This is a genomic window from Bacillus sp. FJAT-45066 (assembly GCF_002335755.1).
GTDB classification, from domain to species: domain Bacteria; phylum Bacillota; class Bacilli; order Bacillales; family Bacillaceae_I; genus Bacillus_CD; species Bacillus_CD alkalisoli.
On sequence record NZ_NISQ01000001.1, the window covers coordinates 1,706,400 to 1,725,962 of the forward strand.

At 33.9% G+C, this 19,563-nt stretch carries 24 protein-coding genes; 7 read left to right on the forward strand and 17 right to left on the reverse strand.

Translation table 11 applies throughout. From position 1 onward, the window contains the following. Positions 1 to 139: 139 nt before the first annotated feature. Positions 140 to 736, reverse strand: a complete 597-nt coding sequence (locus CDZ92_RS08665) for a hypothetical protein (RefSeq protein WP_096154846.1) — start codon at positions 734 to 736, stop codon at positions 140 to 142. A 64-nt stretch (positions 737 to 800) separates the two neighbouring features. Beyond that, positions 801 to 1,382, reverse strand: coding sequence for a YdcF family protein (locus CDZ92_RS08670; RefSeq protein ID WP_096154847.1), 582 nt, complete (start codon positions 1,380 to 1,382; stop codon positions 801 to 803). Between the two features lie 123 nt (positions 1,383 to 1,505). On the opposite strand from CDZ92_RS08670, the gene CDZ92_RS08675 reads away from it, so the two are divergent. Next, the gene (locus CDZ92_RS08675) at positions 1,506 to 1,904 is read left to right on the forward strand and encodes a VOC family protein (protein ID WP_096154848.1); all 399 of its coding nucleotides are present in this window, start codon (positions 1,506 to 1,508) and stop codon (positions 1,902 to 1,904) included. Between the two features lie 38 nt (positions 1,905 to 1,942). Here CDZ92_RS08675 and mug read toward each other — a convergent pair whose 3' ends face one another. From mug to CDZ92_RS08705, 6 genes are all read right to left on the reverse strand, one after another. Further along, positions 1,943 to 2,446 carry a G/U mismatch-specific DNA glycosylase gene (mug, locus tag CDZ92_RS08680; RefSeq protein ID WP_096154849.1) on the reverse strand — a complete coding sequence of 168 codons (504 nt, stop codon included), beginning with the start codon at positions 2,444 to 2,446 and terminating at the stop codon, positions 1,943 to 1,945. A gap of 27 nt (positions 2,447 to 2,473) precedes the next feature. After that, on the reverse strand, positions 2,474 to 2,755 hold the full coding sequence (locus tag CDZ92_RS08685) for a hypothetical protein (protein ID WP_096154850.1): 282 nt from the start codon (positions 2,753 to 2,755) through the stop codon (positions 2,474 to 2,476). A 79-nt stretch (positions 2,756 to 2,834) separates the two neighbouring features. Next, complete coding sequence (locus tag CDZ92_RS08690) at positions 2,835 to 3,113, reverse strand: hypothetical protein (RefSeq protein ID WP_096154851.1); 279 nt, start codon at positions 3,111 to 3,113, stop codon at positions 2,835 to 2,837. A gap of 531 nt (positions 3,114 to 3,644) precedes the next feature. Continuing rightward, complete coding sequence (locus tag CDZ92_RS08695) at positions 3,645 to 4,382, reverse strand: YwaF family protein (protein ID WP_096154852.1); 738 nt, start codon at positions 4,380 to 4,382, stop codon at positions 3,645 to 3,647. A gap of 25 nt (positions 4,383 to 4,407) precedes the next feature. Continuing rightward, positions 4,408 to 4,797, reverse strand: a complete 390-nt coding sequence (locus tag CDZ92_RS08700; RefSeq protein WP_096154853.1) for a thiol-disulfide oxidoreductase DCC family protein — start codon at positions 4,795 to 4,797, stop codon at positions 4,408 to 4,410. Positions 4,798 to 5,013: 216 nt separating this feature from the next. Then, complete coding sequence (locus CDZ92_RS08705) at positions 5,014 to 5,583, reverse strand: hypothetical protein (RefSeq protein WP_096154854.1); 570 nt, start codon at positions 5,581 to 5,583, stop codon at positions 5,014 to 5,016. A 259-nt stretch (positions 5,584 to 5,842) separates the two neighbouring features. On the opposite strand from CDZ92_RS08705, the gene CDZ92_RS08710 reads away from it, so the two are divergent. Further along, on the forward strand, positions 5,843 to 6,637 hold the full coding sequence (locus CDZ92_RS08710; RefSeq protein ID WP_157842735.1) for an alpha/beta fold hydrolase: 795 nt from the start codon (positions 5,843 to 5,845) through the stop codon (positions 6,635 to 6,637). Positions 6,638 to 6,684: 47 nt separating this feature from the next. On the opposite strand, the gene CDZ92_RS08715 is transcribed toward CDZ92_RS08710, so the two are convergent. Further along, a complete protein-coding gene (locus CDZ92_RS08715) occupies positions 6,685 to 7,050 on the reverse strand; it encodes a hypothetical protein (protein ID WP_096154856.1) in 366 nt (121 codons plus the stop codon). A 353-nt stretch (positions 7,051 to 7,403) separates the two neighbouring features. Here CDZ92_RS08715 and CDZ92_RS08720 point away from each other — a divergent pair, with 353 nt between their 5' ends. Further along, complete coding sequence (locus CDZ92_RS08720) at positions 7,404 to 7,670, forward strand: hypothetical protein (RefSeq protein WP_096154857.1); 267 nt, start codon at positions 7,404 to 7,406, stop codon at positions 7,668 to 7,670. 322 nt (positions 7,671 to 7,992) lie between these two features. Here the strand turns inward: CDZ92_RS08720 and CDZ92_RS08725 are convergent, their stop codons facing one another. Beyond that, the gene (locus CDZ92_RS08725) at positions 7,993 to 8,430 is read right to left on the reverse strand and encodes a hypothetical protein (RefSeq protein ID WP_141395209.1); all 438 of its coding nucleotides are present in this window, start codon (positions 8,428 to 8,430) and stop codon (positions 7,993 to 7,995) included. 123 nt (positions 8,431 to 8,553) lie between these two features. On the opposite strand from CDZ92_RS08725, the gene CDZ92_RS08730 reads away from it, so the two are divergent. Beyond that, positions 8,554 to 9,984: a sodium/glutamate symporter gene (locus CDZ92_RS08730; RefSeq protein ID WP_096154859.1), complete on the forward strand. Its 1,431-nt coding sequence runs from the start codon at positions 8,554 to 8,556 to the stop codon at positions 9,982 to 9,984. 51 nt (positions 9,985 to 10,035) lie between these two features. On the opposite strand, the gene CDZ92_RS08735 is transcribed toward CDZ92_RS08730, so the two are convergent. The 3 genes from CDZ92_RS08735 to CDZ92_RS08745 all read right to left on the reverse strand — a co-directional run bounded on the left by CDZ92_RS08735 (position 10,036) and on the right by CDZ92_RS08745 (position 12,105). Continuing rightward, positions 10,036 to 11,013 (reverse strand): acyltransferase family protein, encoded by a 978-nt coding sequence (locus CDZ92_RS08735; RefSeq protein WP_096154860.1) that lies wholly within the window; start codon positions 11,011 to 11,013, stop codon positions 10,036 to 10,038. A 168-nt stretch (positions 11,014 to 11,181) separates the two neighbouring features. After that, positions 11,182 to 11,448 carry an HPr family phosphocarrier protein gene (locus CDZ92_RS08740; RefSeq protein ID WP_096154861.1) on the reverse strand — a complete coding sequence of 89 codons (267 nt, stop codon included), beginning with the start codon at positions 11,446 to 11,448 and terminating at the stop codon, positions 11,182 to 11,184. A gap of 210 nt (positions 11,449 to 11,658) precedes the next feature. Next, positions 11,659 to 12,105 (reverse strand): TlpA family protein disulfide reductase, encoded by a 447-nt coding sequence (locus CDZ92_RS08745; RefSeq protein ID WP_096154862.1) that lies wholly within the window; start codon positions 12,103 to 12,105, stop codon positions 11,659 to 11,661. Between the two features lie 296 nt (positions 12,106 to 12,401). Here CDZ92_RS08745 and CDZ92_RS08750 point away from each other — a divergent pair, with 296 nt between their 5' ends. Further along, on the forward strand, positions 12,402 to 12,830 hold the full coding sequence (locus CDZ92_RS08750; RefSeq protein WP_096154863.1) for a hypothetical protein: 429 nt from the start codon (positions 12,402 to 12,404) through the stop codon (positions 12,828 to 12,830). Between the two features lie 374 nt (positions 12,831 to 13,204). Here the strand turns inward: CDZ92_RS08750 and CDZ92_RS08755 are convergent, their stop codons facing one another. Next, positions 13,205 to 14,446, reverse strand: a complete 1,242-nt coding sequence (locus CDZ92_RS08755; protein WP_096154864.1) for a DUF346 domain-containing protein — start codon at positions 14,444 to 14,446, stop codon at positions 13,205 to 13,207. Between the two features lie 131 nt (positions 14,447 to 14,577). Further along, entirely contained in the window at positions 14,578 to 15,876 is a 1,299-nt protein-coding gene (locus tag CDZ92_RS08760) for an NCS2 family permease (protein WP_096154865.1), read from the reverse strand. Between the two features lie 273 nt (positions 15,877 to 16,149). On the opposite strand from CDZ92_RS08760, the gene CDZ92_RS08765 reads away from it, so the two are divergent. Beyond that, entirely contained in the window at positions 16,150 to 16,380 is a 231-nt protein-coding gene (locus CDZ92_RS08765) for an IDEAL domain-containing protein (protein ID WP_096154866.1), read from the forward strand. A 70-nt stretch (positions 16,381 to 16,450) separates the two neighbouring features. On the opposite strand, the gene CDZ92_RS08770 is transcribed toward CDZ92_RS08765, so the two are convergent. Next, on the reverse strand, positions 16,451 to 16,666 hold the full coding sequence (locus CDZ92_RS08770; protein WP_096154867.1) for a hypothetical protein: 216 nt from the start codon (positions 16,664 to 16,666) through the stop codon (positions 16,451 to 16,453). A 388-nt stretch (positions 16,667 to 17,054) separates the two neighbouring features. Here CDZ92_RS08770 and CDZ92_RS08775 point away from each other — a divergent pair, with 388 nt between their 5' ends. Then, positions 17,055 to 18,209 carry an aminotransferase A gene (locus CDZ92_RS08775; protein ID WP_096154868.1) on the forward strand — a complete coding sequence of 385 codons (1,155 nt, stop codon included), beginning with the start codon at positions 17,055 to 17,057 and terminating at the stop codon, positions 18,207 to 18,209. Between the two features lie 54 nt (positions 18,210 to 18,263). On the opposite strand, the gene CDZ92_RS08780 is transcribed toward CDZ92_RS08775, so the two are convergent. After that, positions 18,264 to 19,382 carry a S8 family peptidase gene (locus CDZ92_RS08780; RefSeq protein WP_096156957.1) on the reverse strand — a complete coding sequence of 373 codons (1,119 nt, stop codon included), beginning with the start codon at positions 19,380 to 19,382 and terminating at the stop codon, positions 18,264 to 18,266. Positions 19,383 to 19,563: the final 181 nt, after the last annotated feature.

The window sequence follows — 19,563 nt, forward strand, 5'->3', positions numbered from 1 at the left end:
TTGTTTATAAATGGGATTTTTAAACAACGCACATATTTAAACTTATTTTTTCAACAAGTTGTCCAAAAATAAAAAGAATCACTACATTATATGCAGTGATTCATAGAAAAAATGATAGTTTGCTTAAATTTTTCCTAGATTAAGGAGAATGAAGATCTCTCACGATAGCAACTAAATACCAATGTCTTCGCTCTTTTTGGAATACAAACCGAAGGGCCTGCCAATCTTCTTCAACCATTTCTCCTGTTGAAGGACTATAAAATTCAACGTAGAAAGCTTCAGGGTACACTTCATGAATATTATTAATAACGCCTGCACTTTTCACTTGAGAAGTGTTAAAGGCGGTGTCACTGTATTCAATTTCCTGTCCTTTGTTTAATCCAAACTCATGACGTAATAATACTTCTTGAATAAATTCTTTTGCGGTCATTTCATACGTATGATCTGTAGCAAAGTGATGACCGAAATTGTATACTTCAGTGTCTTTTTCAATATGTGCTACTTGCTCTTTTGAAAAGACAACGTCGTTTTCATCTACTTTTGCATATAAAGAGAAAAGTAAACCTACGTCTTCATGTACATGCTCTGATAGCTCTTCCCATTTACTGCCCTTTATATAGTCCATGATTTGAAAAGCATCCACAATAATTTTGTCTTCCTCTTCCATACTTATTTCTGCACAAGCAGAAAGTAATAAAGTAATGAAAGTTAAGATGATTAGTTTCCTTAATAACATATGTATAACTCCCTTTCATTTCTCTATTAATAGTTTACAGGAATGTGAATTACATTTCTATTGTTTATCTATCATAAAGGTATGATTTAATAACAGCTATGTATTCTCTACTCCATGATTTAGGTTTAGCGACAGTTGGGGTTTTGGCTGGAATGGTGTATGGATGTATACCTAACCGTTTAGCAATAAAGCTTGCTCTAAATAGATGAAAATCATTACTTACAATACCAACTGAAGATCCTTCACTTATAAATTCATTAGAGTACGAAAGATTTTCTAAGGTGGTAGTAGATTTTTTCTCCTCTATTATTCTTTCTTCTGCTATCCCATTTTTCACAAAATATCTTTTCATCGCTTCCGCTTCCGTAATGGTTTCGCCAGGACCTTGTCCACCAGATGCAATGACATACGTATTTGGATTTTCTTGTAAATATTTCAAAGCTGCTTCTACTCTATATAGCAAGGCAAGCGACATTATTTCGCCATGTAACCTCGCACCAAGCACAACGATGTAATCTAAATCCTCTGGCGGTTGTTTTTTTGCTGTGTTGCTAATAACTAAATGAATCGTTAATACATATATACTACAAAAGATTACGAGTGGGATTCCTATTACTTTAATAAGTTTTAATAACTTCTTTTTCAATGGTTCTCCTCTTCTCTACCGTTCTACTATTCTAGTATATATCACGTTCCCATAATCTGTAATGTATCAACTTACTAAAATATGCAAAAATATGATATTCTTTTTTAAAAGGAGTGCAGGATCATGATTCATCATATTGAAATATACGTATCTGACTTAAAAAAGAGTCGACTGTTTTGGGATTGGTTGTTAGGAGAAGAACTAAACTACGATAAATATCAAGAATGGGAATTAGGTGTTAGTTGGAAGAAGAATGAAACATATATTGTGTTTGTTCAAGCTGAAGCAAAACATTTAGGAATTCCATATCACCGATGCCGTGTTGGATTAAATCACCTTGCTTTTCACGCACAATCAAAACAACAGGTTGACGAGCTAACAACTAAATTGGAAATGAAAGGCTACACCGTTCTATATAAAGAGAAGCACCCATATGCTGGTGGACCAAATTATTATGCTGTATTCTTTGAAGACCCTGATCGAATGAAAGTAGAGTTAGTGGCACCAAAGGATTCTCAATAGCTCAAAGGATGAATCTATTTAGCAGATTCATCCCTTTACTAGAATAAATTATGAATTTGCTTATATATATCGGTAATCTCATCTATACTCATTCTAACTAATCCGCTTGAAGAAGGTGCTACAAAATCAATCGTCCCTTTTACGATGGAAACATCTTGTCTTCCCCATGGAACAGATTTTTTTTGCGCAAATTGCTCATAAACACCTTTTCCAACGAAACAAACTACTTTCGGCTTGTACTTTTCTATTTTCTCCTTTAGGATAACTCTTCCTACCTCATACTCTTCTTTCGTAATGTCAGTTGCTGCTTTGGTTGGCCTAGCCACAATGTTTGTAAGCCCACATTCAAACTCGAGCAGCTTATAGTCTTCTTCACCTTCTAATAAGATTGGCGTAATATTAGCCCTGTATAAAACTTTCCAAAAACGATTAGTTGGATTTGCGAAATGATGACCTGTTTCGCCTGACCGAATGCTAGGGTTGAATCCAACAAAAAGGATATTCAAATTATGTTTTAAATGGTCTTGAATTTCATCAAACATTTTGTTCCTCCTACTAACCGTATTTATTTACATGTTTCCTTTTAGTTTTTTTATAATGTATATAGATGTACCTGAAATGAGTCCAATACCCATAAAGAGAAAGCCAATAATTCCAACATCTAACCCAGTCCATCCTCTAATAATGAAAACTGCGATTGTCAGTAAAAACGTTCCAATTTGAAAAAACAAAAAGGGTACTATATAAATTTTGTTATAAAAAAACACTTTCACCTTAAACCAACCGTATATGGAAGAAATGATACTTACAAATAAAATTGCATATAAAACTACATGTATAAAAGTTTCCAAGTCCTTCACCCTCAACCTTTTTATTATATTTATTATAAAGAAAAGAAAAATAGAAAACCACCGAAATGGTGGTATTTGATTATGGACTTTTAAAATCAGGAAAATCGAAAATCCATTTCATCCAGAACGATTGCATCCTTGACTGCAATCTCTCGTACGTTGTAAATTCTCTTATATAGCTTTGCTTAAAAACGTATGGAGTATTTCCAGACTCTTCAAGTTGGATATACTGTTCCTCTAACACTTCCATTTTATCTATTTGAGTCTGGATACTTGTGTACGTTAAACCAGCTAATAGTCCATAGAAAAACAATAATATGAACGAAAGTAACAAAAGCATATGACGAATTTCTTCCACTTATTAACTCCTCCTTCCTTAATACAAGTTATGTATGAAGGAGATCATTTGACAGAATATTTTACGAAATATTTACAGAAATATTTCAATTATTACAACATAATACTTACTTAACCTTGTTTCTATTATGTTTCATTAGTAAAATAAGAGTTAGTGAATATAACCGAAGGGACAAGAAAACATGCAAATTTTAATTGATATTGTAATAGTAACAGCGTTCGCCTTTATCTTTTTCGGAGCGTATAAATTCATTAAGAGTAAGCTTATTAAATAAAAGGTTGTGTTAAAGCTTAGTGTTGATATTTATATACTTACCTGTTGATTTCCGTGCAAGGCTGAGACTCCTGCGGGAGAAGCGGGAGACCCCACAGGCGCTTGCGCCGAGGAGTAGGTTTTTTCACGACAGTGAAAATAACCTTCCTTTTTACCGCCCGCGGAAAGCGAAGCCTTGCACGGAAATCAACAGCAACCTTTAACATAGCCAAATAAAAAAGAAAGGTGATGGCAAATTAAACTTGCCGGCACCTTTCTTTAGTTGCTTTCTTGTTGTTTCTTAACATTTATACTCTTTTTCCAAATGGGGGAAAAAGGGAGATATAGTAAGAAGAATACTACTAGTACAACTGCTTGTAAGGATAAGATATACCACGGGTATGGACCTAACAAATCAATTAAACTAGGGTTTTCGGGTTTTCTTGCTAAAAACATGTAGTTTCCTAATGTCCACTTATTGATTAAAAATACAAAGGCAGCGACTATTTGTAAACATAAGAACGCTTTCCACAAGGAAGAAAAAGTTATTTTATACTTTTCCACCCAAACCATATATAACACTGCTAAAATAATACAAATATGAGCAATAAAAAAATGTAAAAATCTAAAATGAGGAAAGTCAAAAAATAGTTCTGGAGTAAGTAACGCTTGAGTTGCTCCACCTAACCCTAGAAAATAAACCATTTCAAAAATAAGTTTCTGTTTGAACAGGAGCATCCATACGCATAAATAAATACTAATGGAACATAATTGAAACGGTAATGTATACATAACGTTCCAATAATCTGTTGAGAAATACCAAATATTCAATCCAAGCTCCGTGATAATAAGTAATAGTAAAATCGCCCACCTTATTTTCGACTTCATCCACTTTTGTTTTCTAAAGATATACAATAATGAGATAAGTATGCACATAACACCAAGTACAACAATATGTGAAGTTGAAAAAAAGATAGAACTATTAGAGGCATTACTCGGATCAAAAAAAGGATTCATTTTTATCTCCCCACTTTTACAAATTCTATTCTAGAAAACGCTCTCTCATTTCTTTCGTTGGAAGCATACATTCTTCCTTCTTTCCGAACCATTTGTATCTATTCCTGGCTATAAATTTATAAATTAAATCGCGAAGTTTTCTTGGAATGACGATAAAAATAAAAAACAACTTCCATCCACCGTCCAGCTTTTTAGCTATATGCAGGGCAGCATCTGAAAAATAATACAGCTGGCCATCACGAAGTAAAACAACACTATCCACCTGTTTTCCATGATGTTCTTTAAGTATTCGTTGTCCTCTATCACTCTGTAAAGAAGCAAAATAAAACTCTCTATCTTTATCCCTTTTAAAAATAAATTTAACAACACCATTACACATATTACAAACACCATCAAAAAGTACAATCGAAGGCATTTTGCCACTTCCCTTGTTTTAATAATATTCTCTATAATTTATCTTATCCCATTTGGTACAAATTTTTCAAAGTAGGTTCTTTTAAACACGCTGTTGATTTCCGCGCAAGCCTCCTCGGCTTCGCCTGTGGGGTCTCCAGTCCCCCGCTACTCCCGCAGGAGTCTACGACTTGCGCGGAAATCAACCGCTTGAAATGTATTAATAATAAAAACTACCTTATCTATTTTGTTGTCTTTTATATTTTGATAAATATTGAAATGATTCTATTGAAGATAAATATTTTGCTACTTTATTAACATCATCTATTGTAGCATTTTCTTTTTCTTGACGTGTCTGTTCTGAATATAACATAGCATGTACAGTCTTTATATCCTCATATAAATACTCTAGCATTACTCCCATTTCTTCGTTATACTTTCCATCTTTCCAAATGCCATCTACCTCATTAGAATTAATTATCCCCCCGTATAAAACGAAGAGTATAATATAACTAGCCCCATAACCTCTATATAGATCCTCATTAACATAGACACCTGACCTAGTTATATGTTCTAGCTCTCTAGCTTTCTGATCTATAATTTTAACATTTTGTTCTGTTAACTCATTAGTTGGATCATTTACTATTTGCTCTATTGAATATAGCAAACCATCAATCGAATAGTACAAATGGTTAACATATAGGCTTAATTGTCTTTTTTCCCACTGATTTGTTTCGTATTGTTTAAAGGTCAAAAAAATAACACTTAAAGACAATATAATGATGGCAATATTTTTCCAATTCTTCATGCTAAATCCTCCAAAATTTTACGATTTTTCCAAAACAAATATTAACACAACAACTTTTTGTATATATTTAGTTATTTTTCTATTATTTAGTAAGAAGTGGTTTCTTTTTCATAGATTGTAAGAAAATATTCATATTTTCCTAGTATGATAGGTTGAGAAACCTATACAATTTTGTGTATACTGTATACTAAATGTTTTAAAATTATCAGTAAGGGTATTAAATATCGTTTATATAAACTTAATGACAGTGAGGTTCGCTATGCACTATAAAACAATAAAACATGCAACTTCAAAAGAATGGATTATCTTTTTACACGGTTTCGGCGGAAACGCCTCCATTTTTTATAAACAATTAAAACCACTAAGAGAATCTTATAATTTATTATTACTTGATTTACCTGGGCATGGAAAATCACCATTTATAGACGGTGCTAATCTATTTGAATATGCTTCAGAGCAAACCGTTAAAGTGATGGATCAACTTAAAATAAAGTCTGCCCATTTTATCGGCATATCTTTAGGAACAATTATCATGCAAGAGGTAGCTATACTTGCACCGGAAAGAATTAAATCGATGATACTTGGTGGTGCAACACCAAAGCTAAAAAAATGGGGAGAGGTTCTCGTTAAGCTTTCTATGCTTTATCCTGTACGAACTATTTTACCTCATATGGTGCCTTATAAAGTATTTGCTAGAGTTCTTTTACCTAAAAAAAATCACTCTAATTCTCGAAAAGCATTTGTGAAAGAAGCATATAAACTTTCAAAAGAAGCTTATATCAGTTGGATTCATTCAGGATTGAAATGCTTTAAGACCTATGAACAATTAATGAAAACGAAAAATACGATTCCAAAGATTTATATCTCTGGCTCGGAAGATCATATGTTTTTAGATAATACCGTAAATTATGTAGCAAATGAAGATAATTCCATTATGGAGATAATCCCTAATTGCGGACACGTTTGTAACATTGAACAAAGCGATGTCTTTAATGAACTTTGTCTAAACTTTTTAAAGAAGGTTCAATTAAATGAGACGAGTAAAGCAGTCTAGCTAATGCTATGGCTGCTTTTTTTGATTGCCTCAGTAACTATAGTAAACTAGCCATCTAGCAAATTCACATATTTCTTTTTGGACTCTCCCTCTATTACAATGATAAAACTATCTCTTCCTTCTGCACGATAAATTTCAGTGCCAACGGGAAGGTGAGTAGAAGTTCCATTTTTAAAGTTCCTAGCTCTTTTTGTTTGTTTGGTCACTTTTCCAATCTTTTCACCTTGCTCAAGATCAATGTTTTCTAACCATTCCACATCCGTAATATATATTTTTTCTTCCCACATTAATATATTTGCTTCGGGAAAAAGTCGTAAAATATCTCTTGCTTCTGAATTAGCTTGTTTACTATAACTACTTAGTGAAATTACTATTAATACGATAAATGCAAAAGAAAATATGTATTTTTTCATTATACCAGTCCCCCCATAATATTAGACGAAGGAACTTACAAAAAGTTACAAAATATTGAAGAAGATTAATAAATTATTTTAATTTCGAAAAAATTGTGTCATATAGATACAATTACTTGTCATAGTAAGAAATTCCAATTATAATGAGGATGTCTTAAAAGACTTTGCATTTTTTTGACACACGAGGTTTGCCCCTCCACTTTATGCAAAGTCATGTTTTAATCCCTTTTTTTGACTTAGGATGGAGTAATCTATCCTAAGTTTTTTTATGATTTCATACATATCTCTCTCGATTATTGTGTAAAATAATAAAACATTATTTTTACTTTAGAAGAATACGGAGGCATGTAAGAATGGGTTTTCTTTCAACGGTACTGTTTTTTCTACTTTTAACTTTCCTCATTTTTTTTGGAAGCTATTGTTTAACTCATCTCTTTCAAAAAGTATCTTTCCTCACACTACTTCTTTTTTCAGCTACGTTAACGATACTCTTTAGTGTATTAGCAAAATTAACACATATATTACCTACTCTTATTTCAATGGCTACTTTAGTTGTCATTATTGGTCAATGGTCTTTTCATAAACTAACACTTTCTAAAAAAGATACGAAGCAAGGATGAAAAGGTGCAGATTCTCTAATCAGAAGAGCCATCCTCTTACGGGGACTCTTCTTTTCTTTTTAGCTATATAAAGCTTATGGTTGATAATTAAATACTAATCCTGTTGATTTCCGTGCAAGGCTGAGACTCCTCGAAAATGAATACGCATTTTCTTACGAAGGATGTGTCGCTTCGCAACCTTCCTTGTGCTGCGGGAAAAGCGTGGAGCGGGAGACCCACAGGCGCTTGTGCCGAGGAGTAGGTTTTTTCACGACAGTGAAAATAACCTTCCTTTTTACCGCCCGCGGAAAGCGAAGCCTTGCACGGAAATCAACAACGAACTTTAACATAGCCTTCTATTTATACATGTAAAAAATGTATAAATAGCTAAAATACCAATTAACAACCCATTCATTTCATAGTAGATTAACATTTTAGATTGTGTTAATACTAACTCTAAAGCATTAGAGTTTCGAAATGTGATTAGAGGTAAGATAGATAGAAGCAATAATGGTAACGACCAACTGAGAAATTTCATTCGATTAAAACACCACTCTCCCTCTTTCCATAACACTTCTTTTAATAGATGAGGTATAGAAAAATACATTCCTAATACGTAGGAACAAATAACAGTAAAGACAATATAAGGATAATAGGAAAAATTTGATATACTATATAAAGACACGTCTCTTTGTAGCTTGACAGCTAACCATAATACAAAAAATGTCATGAAAGCATATAGTACATATCCAACAGTTGTAATTTTTTTATTTGTCATCATAATCCCTTCCTTTCATAACAACATATGCACACTTTTACCATTGTATTTATGTTTAAAGAAGTTTTGAGAGGGAATGGAAAAACTGAATTATACATAGAAAAAAATATTTAAAGGAGGATTTTTTTGAGTGCAAATATGATCGGTTTTAGTTTTGTCGTTTTAGGAATATTATTAGTTTTAGGAAAGATCATTCGTGTAAAAACACCACTTTTGCAAAGATTATTTTTACCTAGCTCTATTATTGCAGGTATAGTAGCTTTGCTAGTTGGACCAGAAGTTTTAGGAAGAATAATAAATCCTTTTATTGATGAAAGTTCGTTTTTTTATGATGGCGTTTTTCCTTTATTCATTTTAGATGTATGGCGGACTTTACCTGGTTTATTTATCAATATTGTTTTTGCTGCACTTTTCTTAGGGAAAGTTGTACCTAATTTGAAGAAAATATGGTTAATAGCTGGACCTCAAGTTATTATGGGACAAACCGTTTCTTGGGGACAATACGTTGTAGGGTTACTATTAGTAATTTTAGTTTTAACACCTTTTTTCGGGGTCAATCCGCTAGCTGGGGCTCTCATTGAAATTAGCTTCGTGGGCGGGCATGGAACAGCAGCAGGGTTATCAGGGACTTTTCAAGATTTAGGCTATGCAGAAGGTGCTGATCTTGCGGTAGGTTTAGCTACTATCGGTATTATTTCTGGTGTCATTATTGGCATTATCTTAATTAACTGGGGGGCAAGAACTGGTAGAGCTAAATTTGTAAAAAATGCTGATTCTCTTTCAGAAGAAAAACAAGAAGCAATAGTTGAACTAGAAGAGCGGGAAATGGCAGCAAAAGAAACGAAAAGGACCGAATCGATTGAACCGCTAGCTTTTCATTTAGGAATAGTTGGTGTTGCTATCGCTCTAGGATATGTGTTGCTTGAACTATTAATATTATTAGAGAGAGTAACATGGGGAGCTTGGACAGGAACATACCTCTTTCCGTACGTCCCACTTTTCCCACTTGCAATGTTTGGCGGAATGCTCATTCAGATTTACTTAGATAAGACTGGTAAGGCAAGCTACATTAATCGAGAAATTGTTAATCGAATTTCTGGATTTTCATTAGATGTTTTAATCGTTAGTGCTCTTGCTTCCCTTTCGTTAGCCGTAATAGGAGATAATCTTGCTCCGTTTCTCATTTTAGCAACTGCGGCAATTATTTGGAATGTTTTCGCTTTTGTTGTGCTAGCTCCACGAATGATTCCTCAATATTGGTTCGAACGTGGAATTGGAGACCTAGGGCAGGCGATGGGAATGACAGCTACTGGACTATTATTAATGAAAATTGCCGATCCTGAAAATAAGTCTCCTGCATTAGAAGGGTTCGGATATAAACAACTTTTGTTTGAGCCGTTTGTCGGCGGAGGGCTGTTTACCGCTGCATCATTGCCGCTAATTTATCAATTCGGACCAGTGGCCATTCTAATTTTCGCAACAATCGTTATGACAATTTTCTTACTAGTCGGTTTGTTTTACTTTGGTGGAGGCAAGCCAGTACAAAATAAAGGCTAGTGTGTTATGAATGGTAAAAGGGATGACTAGGCGTCATCCCTTTTATTATAATCACATCGATTTTCTTAGTGCTTGAAATGGTTTAGAAACTAGAAATACGATTAGCTTATTCCCTGTAAACCAAGTAACAAAAATACTCAATAAGAAAAGTAGAAGGTAATCAAAAACGGACTGAATGGATTGGCCAAAGTTCGTTTCAAAAACCCATTTAATGATAAATCCATGTAGTATATAAACATAAAACGAACGTTGTCCGATAGCAGTGTAAAACCTCTCTTTTATCGGCACGACTGTAAAGAAAGAAAAAGTTATAAGTAAACTAATTGTATACATAACTAACCGAATTACGATATCGATCATCGAACTTGAAGTATATGTGCCATATAGAATGGATGCTCCAACTATATTACCCAGTATAAAATACACCACAGTAAAAGAAATAATTAATGTTCCTACTGCAGGTACTAACCATTTCTTCTTTTTTATTTCCTCGAAAGCAGAAGTATTAAACAAATAATAACCTATTAAAAAGAACGGAAAAAAATTGAACGTTCGGTCTAAGCTTAAGAACCTGTCAGGTACCTCGATAAACCCTGCAGAAATACCAATAATAATGGAGAGTGTTATTGCGTATGCAGGTCGTAATTTAGTGAAAAGAGGTAAAAGTAATTTCCATGCAATCATACTAAGTAAAAACCACATTGCCCATCGTGGAGTAAAATATTGTAAAGTAAAATCAGTATTCGAATACAAGTTGTTATAGTAAACTGTGTAAACCGTTTGTAATATTAAATACGGAAAAAGTAATTGAGTAACTATTTTGGTATAGTACTTTTTCTTTTGAAAGTTTTGGCTAAAGTAACCAGCTAATAAAATAAAAGCTGGCATGTGAAATATATAAATAAAATGATAAATAGCTCCTAACCATTCCTCATTCCCTCGATACGGGGATATTACGTGTCCTAATACAACTAGGAAAATGAGGATAAACTTTGCATTATCAAAAAAAGCGTTTCGGTTGTTAACCATCTTTTTCCTCCCCTTTTTAATAGGTGTGTTCCATTCTAGTACGAAAAACTATTCGAAGAGATGTAATTAAAGATGACTGTATTGTAACTGGAAAATTCCACAATAACGATATACGAAAAAAAGGAAAAGAGGAGCAAAATGCCCCTCTCTTCCTTAACCGATTTTTTATTAACTTAAACTTATTTCATTTTTCAATAAAGATGAAAGAACTTCTACCGCTTCTTTTTCATCTAATCCTTCTGCTTTTATCGTTATTACATGACCGTTTGAAATACCTAGGGAAAGCAAACCCATAATACTTTTTGCATCTATCGTAGCAGTATGCCTGACGACTTTTATGTCTGATTGAAACTTACTAGCTTGTTGTACAAAAAAATTAGCAACGTTTGGAAACAAATCTTGATTCAAAGTGATAGTAATTTGTTTAGATACCATTCGCCTCTCCGCCTTCATTCTAAATTATTATATCGTATGTTATTTGTGACAACTGTTTAACAAATAATAATAAAATGGGCGGAAACAGTATCATTACAAACAAAACAGAAATATTACAGGAGTGTTAAAGGTGCCAGGCACCTTTAACACTCCTGTAATAAAAAAGGGAGAAGCAGCTAGTTAGCTTTTTCTCCCTTGTTGCATATTTGTTTATTTTTCTTCTTTGCCTAATACTCTGTTTAAGCGTTTCTTTAGCATTTGCATTCCTGTTCCACCAGCTTGGAAGTGACGAAGTTTTCCTTCTTCATCAAATACATAATAAGCTGGAACGTATTTATTTTCAAAAGCATCTGTTAATTTATGTTCACTATCAACAAAGATTGGTTGTGTAATATCGTGTCCTAAAGCCATTGAACGAATTACTTCAATGTTTAAATCATCTTCTGATCTTGGCATGTGAACAGCAACCACATTTAATTCATCGTCATAGTCATCACGTAGTTCATTGATTTCTGGCATAGCTTCTTTACACATATAACAGCTTACCGACCAAAAATGAATTAATGTAGCTTTCCCCAATAGCTCGTCCTTTGTCACCTCATCATTTATCCATTCTGTAGCAGCATTTAATTCTGGCATTTCTTCTCTTAATTTCATTACATACATCTCCTTACAACAATTATTAGTTCACCTATAAATTAGAATAATTATTATTTAATATAGATTTTATTATAAATCCATCCTTCTTCCTTGTCAACTAGATTATAATAATTTTAAATAAATAATAAAAATAATATGCTCATGAACGAATTCATGGTTCACTAAAAGTTTCATCTAAAACATTCCGTAATATTCTTATTGATAATTAAAATAAACATTCTACATTTCTTTCGTATGAAAGACGATATGTCATTTCATACTAACCATATATAGAACCGAAAGGGATGTTTATTATGAATGAAAAAAAACTAATGATGACCATTAGCATTTTACTTATGTTAATTATAAGCACTTCCTGTTCACCTCGAGCAGATAGGGGGGGACCAGATGCGGTAACGAATACGATGTATGATGGTCAAAGACCAACTAATAATGAAGTAATAATTGGAGCTAAAAATCATGCCAAAATTGATCTTGAAGACAAAATAAACCCTAAAAGTTTTTATACTAAAGAGGAAGGAAAAGAACTTGTTAGAAAACATATTAATTTACAACCAACAACTGATTCTAAAATTACATTTGAAGGTTTGGATGGAAAACTTTATGTTTACCACGTATACGATGAGATTACAATAAACAATGAAACAAATAAACTTACAAGAGGTTGGTATACGGTAAATCCAAATAAAGGAGAAGTAAAAATACATTATCGAAATGAGTAAGTTCCATTTCCTTATATATGAGTACTAAACAAACGCATTTATAAAAATTGCTCACATAACAAACGGGAGAGTATGTATTTCTAACTCTCCCGCTTTCTTTTTATCGGTAGTGTAATAAAAACATTAGTACCTCAATCAAGTCCATAATTACGGTTCGTTTAATGAAAAACGAATATTTTAGTGAAATACAAAATAATATGTTCGTTTATTAAAGTGTATAAATACAGAATTCGATGCTATCATTCGTTTTTCGTATAGTAGTCATACATTATGAAACGGACTCACCTACTTGAACTGTGCTCAGGTCAAGACAACTACATTTTTACTATCTTGTGCATGCAGAATATGGTGAAATTTTTATCATTTTTTGAAACTTAGTCTTTCCATAAGTGTAAAAGTTCATTGTTCTCTCCTCGAGCAAATACATCTAAGCGACTTTGGCCCCAGGAGACGGCAGTTGGCTCAGAGGAAAGTTGGCCACCTATTTGCTCCCACTCACTCCAACGCTTTCCATTCCAATTTTTATAAATCAACTCAAAGTTTTCTCCACGAGCAAACACATCTAAACTATTTACACCTTTTGAAGCAACACTAGGACTGGAGCTTAAAGTACCTCCAAGGTTCTCCCAGTCGCTCCAACTGCTTCCGTCCCAAGATCTATGAATTAAATTTTGATTACTTCCTCTTGCAAATACATCTATTCTATTTGGCCCCCATGATACAGCGCCGGGAGCAGAAGTTAAAGTGCCACCCAGACTTTCCCAATCACTCCATCTTGTTCCGTTCCAATATTTATGGTACAACGTTCGATCTGTTCCTCTCCCAAAGACATCTAATCTATTAGTAGACCAAGAACTAACAGCAGGGGATGAAGTGAGTACACCTCCAAGTGTTTCCCAATCATTCCACTTTTCGCCATCCCACCATTTATGAAGGAGAGCTTGATTCTCCCCTCTTGCAAACACATCTATTCGATTTGGCCCCCAAGACACTGCAGCAGGAGAAGAAGTGACTGGCCCACCTAATACTTCCCAGTCGTTCCACTGCGCTCCATCCCACCACTTGTGAATAAGTTCTCTATTCGTTCCACGAGCAAATACATCCAGTCGATTTGCTTCCCATGAACTTGCAGATGGTCCTGAGGTTAGCTGTCCCCCTAAACTCTCCCAATCGTTCCATTCTTTCTCAGGTGAATAGTCTAAGTTTTCTAATGTTAATCTAAACCCACGTTTTGTTATTTGTTCAACTTCAGTACTTGGTACACGATAAGATTCTAATAATTGAACTACCCACGAATTTTGATTTTTAAATTTATCCCATAACTGATTAACTTTTTGATTGGTTGATCCAGATACACTCTTTGCATTTACTACTGTAAATAAGACCATCTGTTGAATGATTGTTCTAGCAGTTAATCGAATCATATTATATTCCATTAACTTTGCATAAATTGGCTCTAGTTCATCTTGTATTACTCCCCACACCTTTTGAAAAACTGGTTGAAACTGTCTGTAAAAATGTACATGTTCAGCATTCGAACTACTTTGATTTCTATGGTTGGTAGGATATTGCTGATAATATTGAGGGGAATGATAATACGGATAATAATAATACATCCCAACTTCCCTCCTCTTTTTAATAAATAATTAAACTTCTCCACTATTAACATATGTATATGAATAAACAAAAAATGAATGAATTTAAAAAACCGCATGAGAATTTATCTCATACGGCTTCGTTTTATTTATTAATGTGCAGGAAAAAAGATCATTTGAATTAGGAAGATTACTCCGAATACGTAAATTAACGGATGTACTTCTTTTCCTTTCCCATTCACTACTTTTAAGATTGGATACGTAATAAATCCGATAGCAATTCCTGTAGCGATACTGTACGTTAATGGCATTGCTAAAATGACTGCAAATGCAGGAAACGACTCGTCAAAGTTTTTCCAATTAATTTTCGCTAAACCTTCCATCATAAAACATCCTACTATAATTAAAATTGGCGCAGTAATTGCTGGTAAAGAAGAAATAGCCATAATAGCAGGTGAGAAGAAAAGTGCCACTAAAAATAAAAGCCCTACGACAACAGAAGTTAGTCCTGTTCTTCCTCCAGCTGCTACACCAGAAGAAGATTCAATGTACGCACAAGATGGGCTTGTCCCTAGTGACGCTCCAACTGTTGTTGCTACGGCATCCGATAAAGTTGCTTGTTTTGTACGAGTAAGTTTCCCATCTTTCATTAATCCAGCTTGTTCGGATACTCCAACTAATGTACCCGTCGAATCAAATATCGTAACAAGAACAAACGCAAAAACTACTGCATACAATCCATTTGCAATAACCCCTTCAACTGCAACTCCAATAGGGATAAACTCTAAAGATGGGGGTAAAGAAAACACACCGTCAAATTGTAACATATTAAATGCAAAGCCAATAATAGCAGTTGTTAACATCCCTAAAAATAATGCACCAGTTACTTTTTTAACCATTAACACTAGCGTAATTAATAAACCAGCAATTGACAATGCAGCAATTGGATTAGTAAGGTCTCCAAGTGTCACTAATGTTTCGGTACTAGGTTGTACAATACCAGCCATCTGCAAACCAATAAATGCAATAAATAACCCTATCCCAGCCGTAATACCGTATTTTAGCGGATCTGGTATTGCTTCAATTAAAAGTCTTCTCAATTTCGTTAGACTTAAAATAATGATAATAATACCAGCTAAAAACACTGTACCAAATACTGCTTCATATGTTAAACCTTGCGTAATTACAACACTAGTAAAATAAGCATTTAAACCCATACCAGGTGCAATAGCTATCGGATACTTTGCGAAAAGACCCATCATTAATGTTCCAATTGCAGCAGCGATGATTGTTGCTACAAATACTTGCTCAAATGGAACTCCTGCAGCTGAAAGAATAGCAGGATTTACTATAACGATATATACCATAGTCAAAAAGGTAGTGAAGCCGGCTATTATCTCTGTCTTAACGTTCGTTCCGTTTCCTTTTAAATCAAAATATTTTTCTATCAATGATGACATCCCCCAAAATCCGAATATAAAAACCAAACACAATCTATAATATTCGTTTTTTATGCATTATTCAATAGAATATGTAAAAAAACTTCTTTAATCCATTAAGTTTTATTTTTTTTATTTCGGGTATTAATAAATATCAGAAAACAAACAATAATTCGTACTTATTTTAGAAAAATCTAAATATTCTAAAAATAACACTTCACAAAGAAGCTTTATTATACGATAATAGGAGTAAGAAAAAAATAACCTTTAAAGGGGGCAAATCAAATGCATAAACATTTTTCATTCTATCGTGAGCAAACAACAACTCATAACGACATTGACATGACGAAGGAAGAAAGGGCAGCCCAATTAGTTGTGGATCAATCCATATTTTCATTCCACAAAGCTAGACTAATGAAGGAAATTGATAACGCCCTAACTGAAGGTAATAAACCAATATTCCTTGAACTTTCAAAGCAATATAACGAATTAACGGAAAAATATGCTCATCTGTAAAAAAACAAAGAAGCGGTTTGTATACCCGCTTCTTTGTTTGTGTAATATTTCCCCCCTAATCCAAACACACTCATTCTGAATCAGTAACATTTTCCTGCTCGCGTTCCTTCCATTCCCTCTCTCTATACAAACAACATTCACACTTTTTCTTTTTACTTAAATCTGTTCTTACTAGATAAGCAAGTACACCTATGACTAAGAACGATACAATTCCACCGTCTTGTAAAATAAGATCTTCTGCGTAATGTTCAAAGAGGCGAATCCAAATTTCAAATATTAACTCCATTTTCTCTTCCCCCTTCATAAAACGGATTCCAACAGACAGCAACTGTATACCCATGTTGAAAGGAGTTCTAAATCGAAGAGCTACATTTAATAGTTAGAATATTCTGTATTTAATTTCTATCATACACCACTTGTAATATTTTTCCTATCCAACTTGTATCATATTTTTCATAGGACTAACATAGTAAGTTTTCATTAATTCATCGAACATACGTCTGCAATAGGTAATTTGTATTCCCTCAGGCTACCTGTTTATATTACTCTACTGTTGCCGTACCTCTAAATAAAAATAACAGAATCCTTTGGACATCTAAAAAAAACTAATCTATACTTTTATTTATTAGATTAGACGCTGTAATAGATTGAATTTACTAAAGGAGTAGTAGCTTATGGAGCATTTACTAAATCACCATGTTAAAAACATTGAAATTTCTGGAATTCGAAAATTTTTCAATTTGGTTTCCCAATATGAAGATGTACTTTCTCTTACAATTGGTCAACCTGATTTTCATACACCTGAACATGTAAAAGACGCAGCAAAAAACGCAATTGATTCCAATAAAACTACTTATACTCATAACGCAGGAATTATTGAATTGCGTGAAGCAATTTCTGCATTTGTTCAAAAAAAATATAGACAAAAATACAATCCAAACAAAGAAGTTATTGTGACAGTTGGGGCTAGCCAAGGAATTGACATTACCTTTCGAACAATATTAGAGCCTGGTACGGAAGTTATTTTACCTGGACCTGTATACCCTGGCTATGAGCCGTTAATTCGATTATGCGGAGCCTCTCCCGTTCATGTAGATACAACAGAAACAAATTTTCTTTTAACAGCATCCCTACTAAAGTCATACATAACTGAAAAAACTCGTTGCATCGTACTTCCATATCCTTCTAACCCTACAGGAGTAACATTGCCGAAAGAAGAGTTAGAAAAGATAATACAATTACTCGAGGACAAAGATATATTTGTTTTGTCAGACGAAATTTATAGCGAACTAGTATTTAACGGAACTCATTGTTCAATTGCAAATTACGCTTCCATGAGAAATAAAACCATTATTATAAATGGTGTTTCTAAGTCTCACTCCATGACTGGTTGGAGAATTGGTTTTGTTTTAGGTCCAGAATATTTAATGGAACAAATGTTAAAAGTTCATCAATATAATGTTTCTTGTACATCTTCTATTTCTCAGTATGCTGCTATCGAAGCACTTACGGTAGGTATAAATGATGCGGATGCAATGAAAAAAGTGTATGAAGAAAGAATGGAGTATGTTTATAATCGTCTAGTAAACATGGGAATCGACGTGATAAAGCCGAGTGGTGCATTTTATTTATTCCCTAACATTGAAAAGTACGAATTGAGTTCTTTTGATTTTGCGTTAAAGATGGTGGAAGAAGCAAAAGTTGCGGTCGTTCCAGGAAGTGCTTTCTCTTCATTCGGAGAAGGTTATGTAAGATTGTCCTACGCTTATCATATGGATCTTCTAGAAGCAGCAATGGACAGAATGGAAAACTTTATAAAGCAACTATAAACAAACGAAAATGCCATGATTTTCTTTTTAAAAAAATCATGGCATTTACTATTATTATTGTAATGCTTTCTCTACGTTTATAACACCGTTACCGTAATAGAATGGATCACCTAAGTAAGTAGCTGTGTTTTTTAATCTATCACGAATCTGTGATGCAGAAAGGTTCGGATATTTAGCTTTAATTAACGCTGCGGCACCTGCTACATGTGGAGATGCCATTGATGTACCATTATATGAAGCATAACCTCCACCTGGTACTGTACTTAAAACACTTACACCAGGAGCCATTACTTCTAGTTCAGCACCTACGCTAGAGAATGATGCACGGTTGTTGTTAGAATCTACTGCACCAACAGCTATTACTGAACTATATCTTGCAGGGTAGCCCATTGTATTCTGTCTTCCTCTCGTTCCACTATTACCTGCAGCTGCAACTACAACAATTCCGCTAGCATAAGCATTATCAACCGCTTGTTGTAATGCTGTAGAACCAGAACTACCTCCAAGGCTCATATTAATAACATCCATGTTGTTAGCAATTGCCCATTCAACACCTTGTGCTATTCCACTTAACGTTCCACTTCCTGAAGCACTTAATACTTTAACTGCATATAAATCCGCATTATATGCGACTCCTACAACCCCGATTGTATTGTTTAGTGCAGCTACAGTCCCAGCTACATGTGTACCATGGCCATTCGTATCAACAAGTGCATTTGGCTCTCCAGATACAAAACTTGCTCCGCCTTTTACATTTAAGTCTGGGTGAGTAGCATCAATTCCAGTATCAAGAACTGCAACTTTCACACCAGAGCCAGTAATGTTGGAACTGTGTGCTTTATGTGCATTAATATGTGTAATACCCCAAGGAGTAGTTTGTGCATAAGCTTGAACTTGTTTATCCTCATCTACAAATTCAATGTTCGGATTGTTTTTTAAAGCTTCTGCTGCTTTTTCTGGCAGTGACACATGCAAAACGTTCATATATTGATATTCATGATGTACACTACCACCTAGTGAGTTTACTAGATTTTTAGATTGATTCGTTACTTCCGTTTTAAAACCAACTAAGTAATCTTTCTTAGTTACACCATTCTTCCCACTAGCTTCAACAGATCCGATTGCTAATGATAAAGCTAAAATTGTGATACAAACTACCGATAATACTTTCATCCACTTCTTCAACACTACACCACTCCTTGAAATTTTTTAATAATTCTTAACATTAGAACTATTACCCAAGATATTAACATAGAAAACCTATTTCACCTATTGGGAAAGTAAGGTCAAAAATTGCGTAAACATTTCACTTTTTGACTTGCACTTTCCCAATAGAAGATAATGTAATATTAAG

Bases quoted from the DNA above. Each gene is read 5' to 3' on its own strand.
- CDZ92_RS08765 (WP_096154866.1), top strand. From the start codon at position 16,150: ATGCATAAACATTTTTCATTCTATCGTGAGCAAACAACAACTCATAAC.
- CDZ92_RS08725 (WP_141395209.1), bottom strand. From the start codon at position 8,430: ATGATGACAAATAAAAAAATTACAACTGTTGGATATGTACTATATGCT.
- CDZ92_RS08705 (WP_096154854.1), bottom strand. From the start codon at position 5,583: ATGAAGAATTGGAAAAATATTGCCATCATTATATTGTCTTTAAGTGTT.
- CDZ92_RS08745 (WP_096154862.1), bottom strand. From the start codon at position 12,105: ATGAAATTAAGAGAAGAAATGCCAGAATTAAATGCTGCTACAGAATGG.
- mug (WP_096154849.1), bottom strand. From the start codon at position 2,446: ATGTTTGATGAAATTCAAGACCATTTAAAACATAATTTGAATATCCTT.
- CDZ92_RS08665 (WP_096154846.1), bottom strand. From the start codon at position 736: ATGTTATTAAGGAAACTAATCATCTTAACTTTCATTACTTTATTACTT.
- CDZ92_RS08780 (WP_096156957.1), bottom strand. From the start codon at position 19,382: ATGAAAGTATTATCGGTAGTTTGTATCACAATTTTAGCTTTATCATTA.
- CDZ92_RS08770 (WP_096154867.1), bottom strand. From the start codon at position 16,666: ATGGAGTTAATATTTGAAATTTGGATTCGCCTCTTTGAACATTACGCA.
- CDZ92_RS08715 (WP_096154856.1), bottom strand. From the start codon at position 7,050: ATGAAAAAATACATATTTTCTTTTGCATTTATCGTATTAATAGTAATT.
- CDZ92_RS08755 (WP_096154864.1), bottom strand. From the start codon at position 14,446: ATGTATTATTATTATCCGTATTATCATTCCCCTCAATATTATCAGCAA.
- CDZ92_RS08700 (WP_096154853.1), bottom strand. From the start codon at position 4,797: ATGCCTTCGATTGTACTTTTTGATGGTGTTTGTAATATGTGTAATGGT.
- CDZ92_RS08735 (WP_096154860.1), bottom strand. From the start codon at position 11,013: ATGGTTAACAACCGAAACGCTTTTTTTGATAATGCAAAGTTTATCCTC.
- CDZ92_RS08710 (WP_157842735.1), top strand. From the start codon at position 5,843: ATGCACTATAAAACAATAAAACATGCAACTTCAAAAGAATGGATTATC.
- CDZ92_RS08750 (WP_096154863.1), top strand. From the start codon at position 12,402: ATGAATGAAAAAAAACTAATGATGACCATTAGCATTTTACTTATGTTA.
- CDZ92_RS08695 (WP_096154852.1), bottom strand. From the start codon at position 4,382: ATGAATCCTTTTTTTGATCCGAGTAATGCCTCTAATAGTTCTATCTTT.
- CDZ92_RS08775 (WP_096154868.1), top strand. From the start codon at position 17,055: ATGGAGCATTTACTAAATCACCATGTTAAAAACATTGAAATTTCTGGA.
- CDZ92_RS08675 (WP_096154848.1), top strand. From the start codon at position 1,506: ATGATTCATCATATTGAAATATACGTATCTGACTTAAAAAAGAGTCGA.
- CDZ92_RS08720 (WP_096154857.1), top strand. From the start codon at position 7,404: ATGGGTTTTCTTTCAACGGTACTGTTTTTTCTACTTTTAACTTTCCTC.
- CDZ92_RS08740 (WP_096154861.1), bottom strand. From the start codon at position 11,448: ATGGTATCTAAACAAATTACTATCACTTTGAATCAAGATTTGTTTCCA.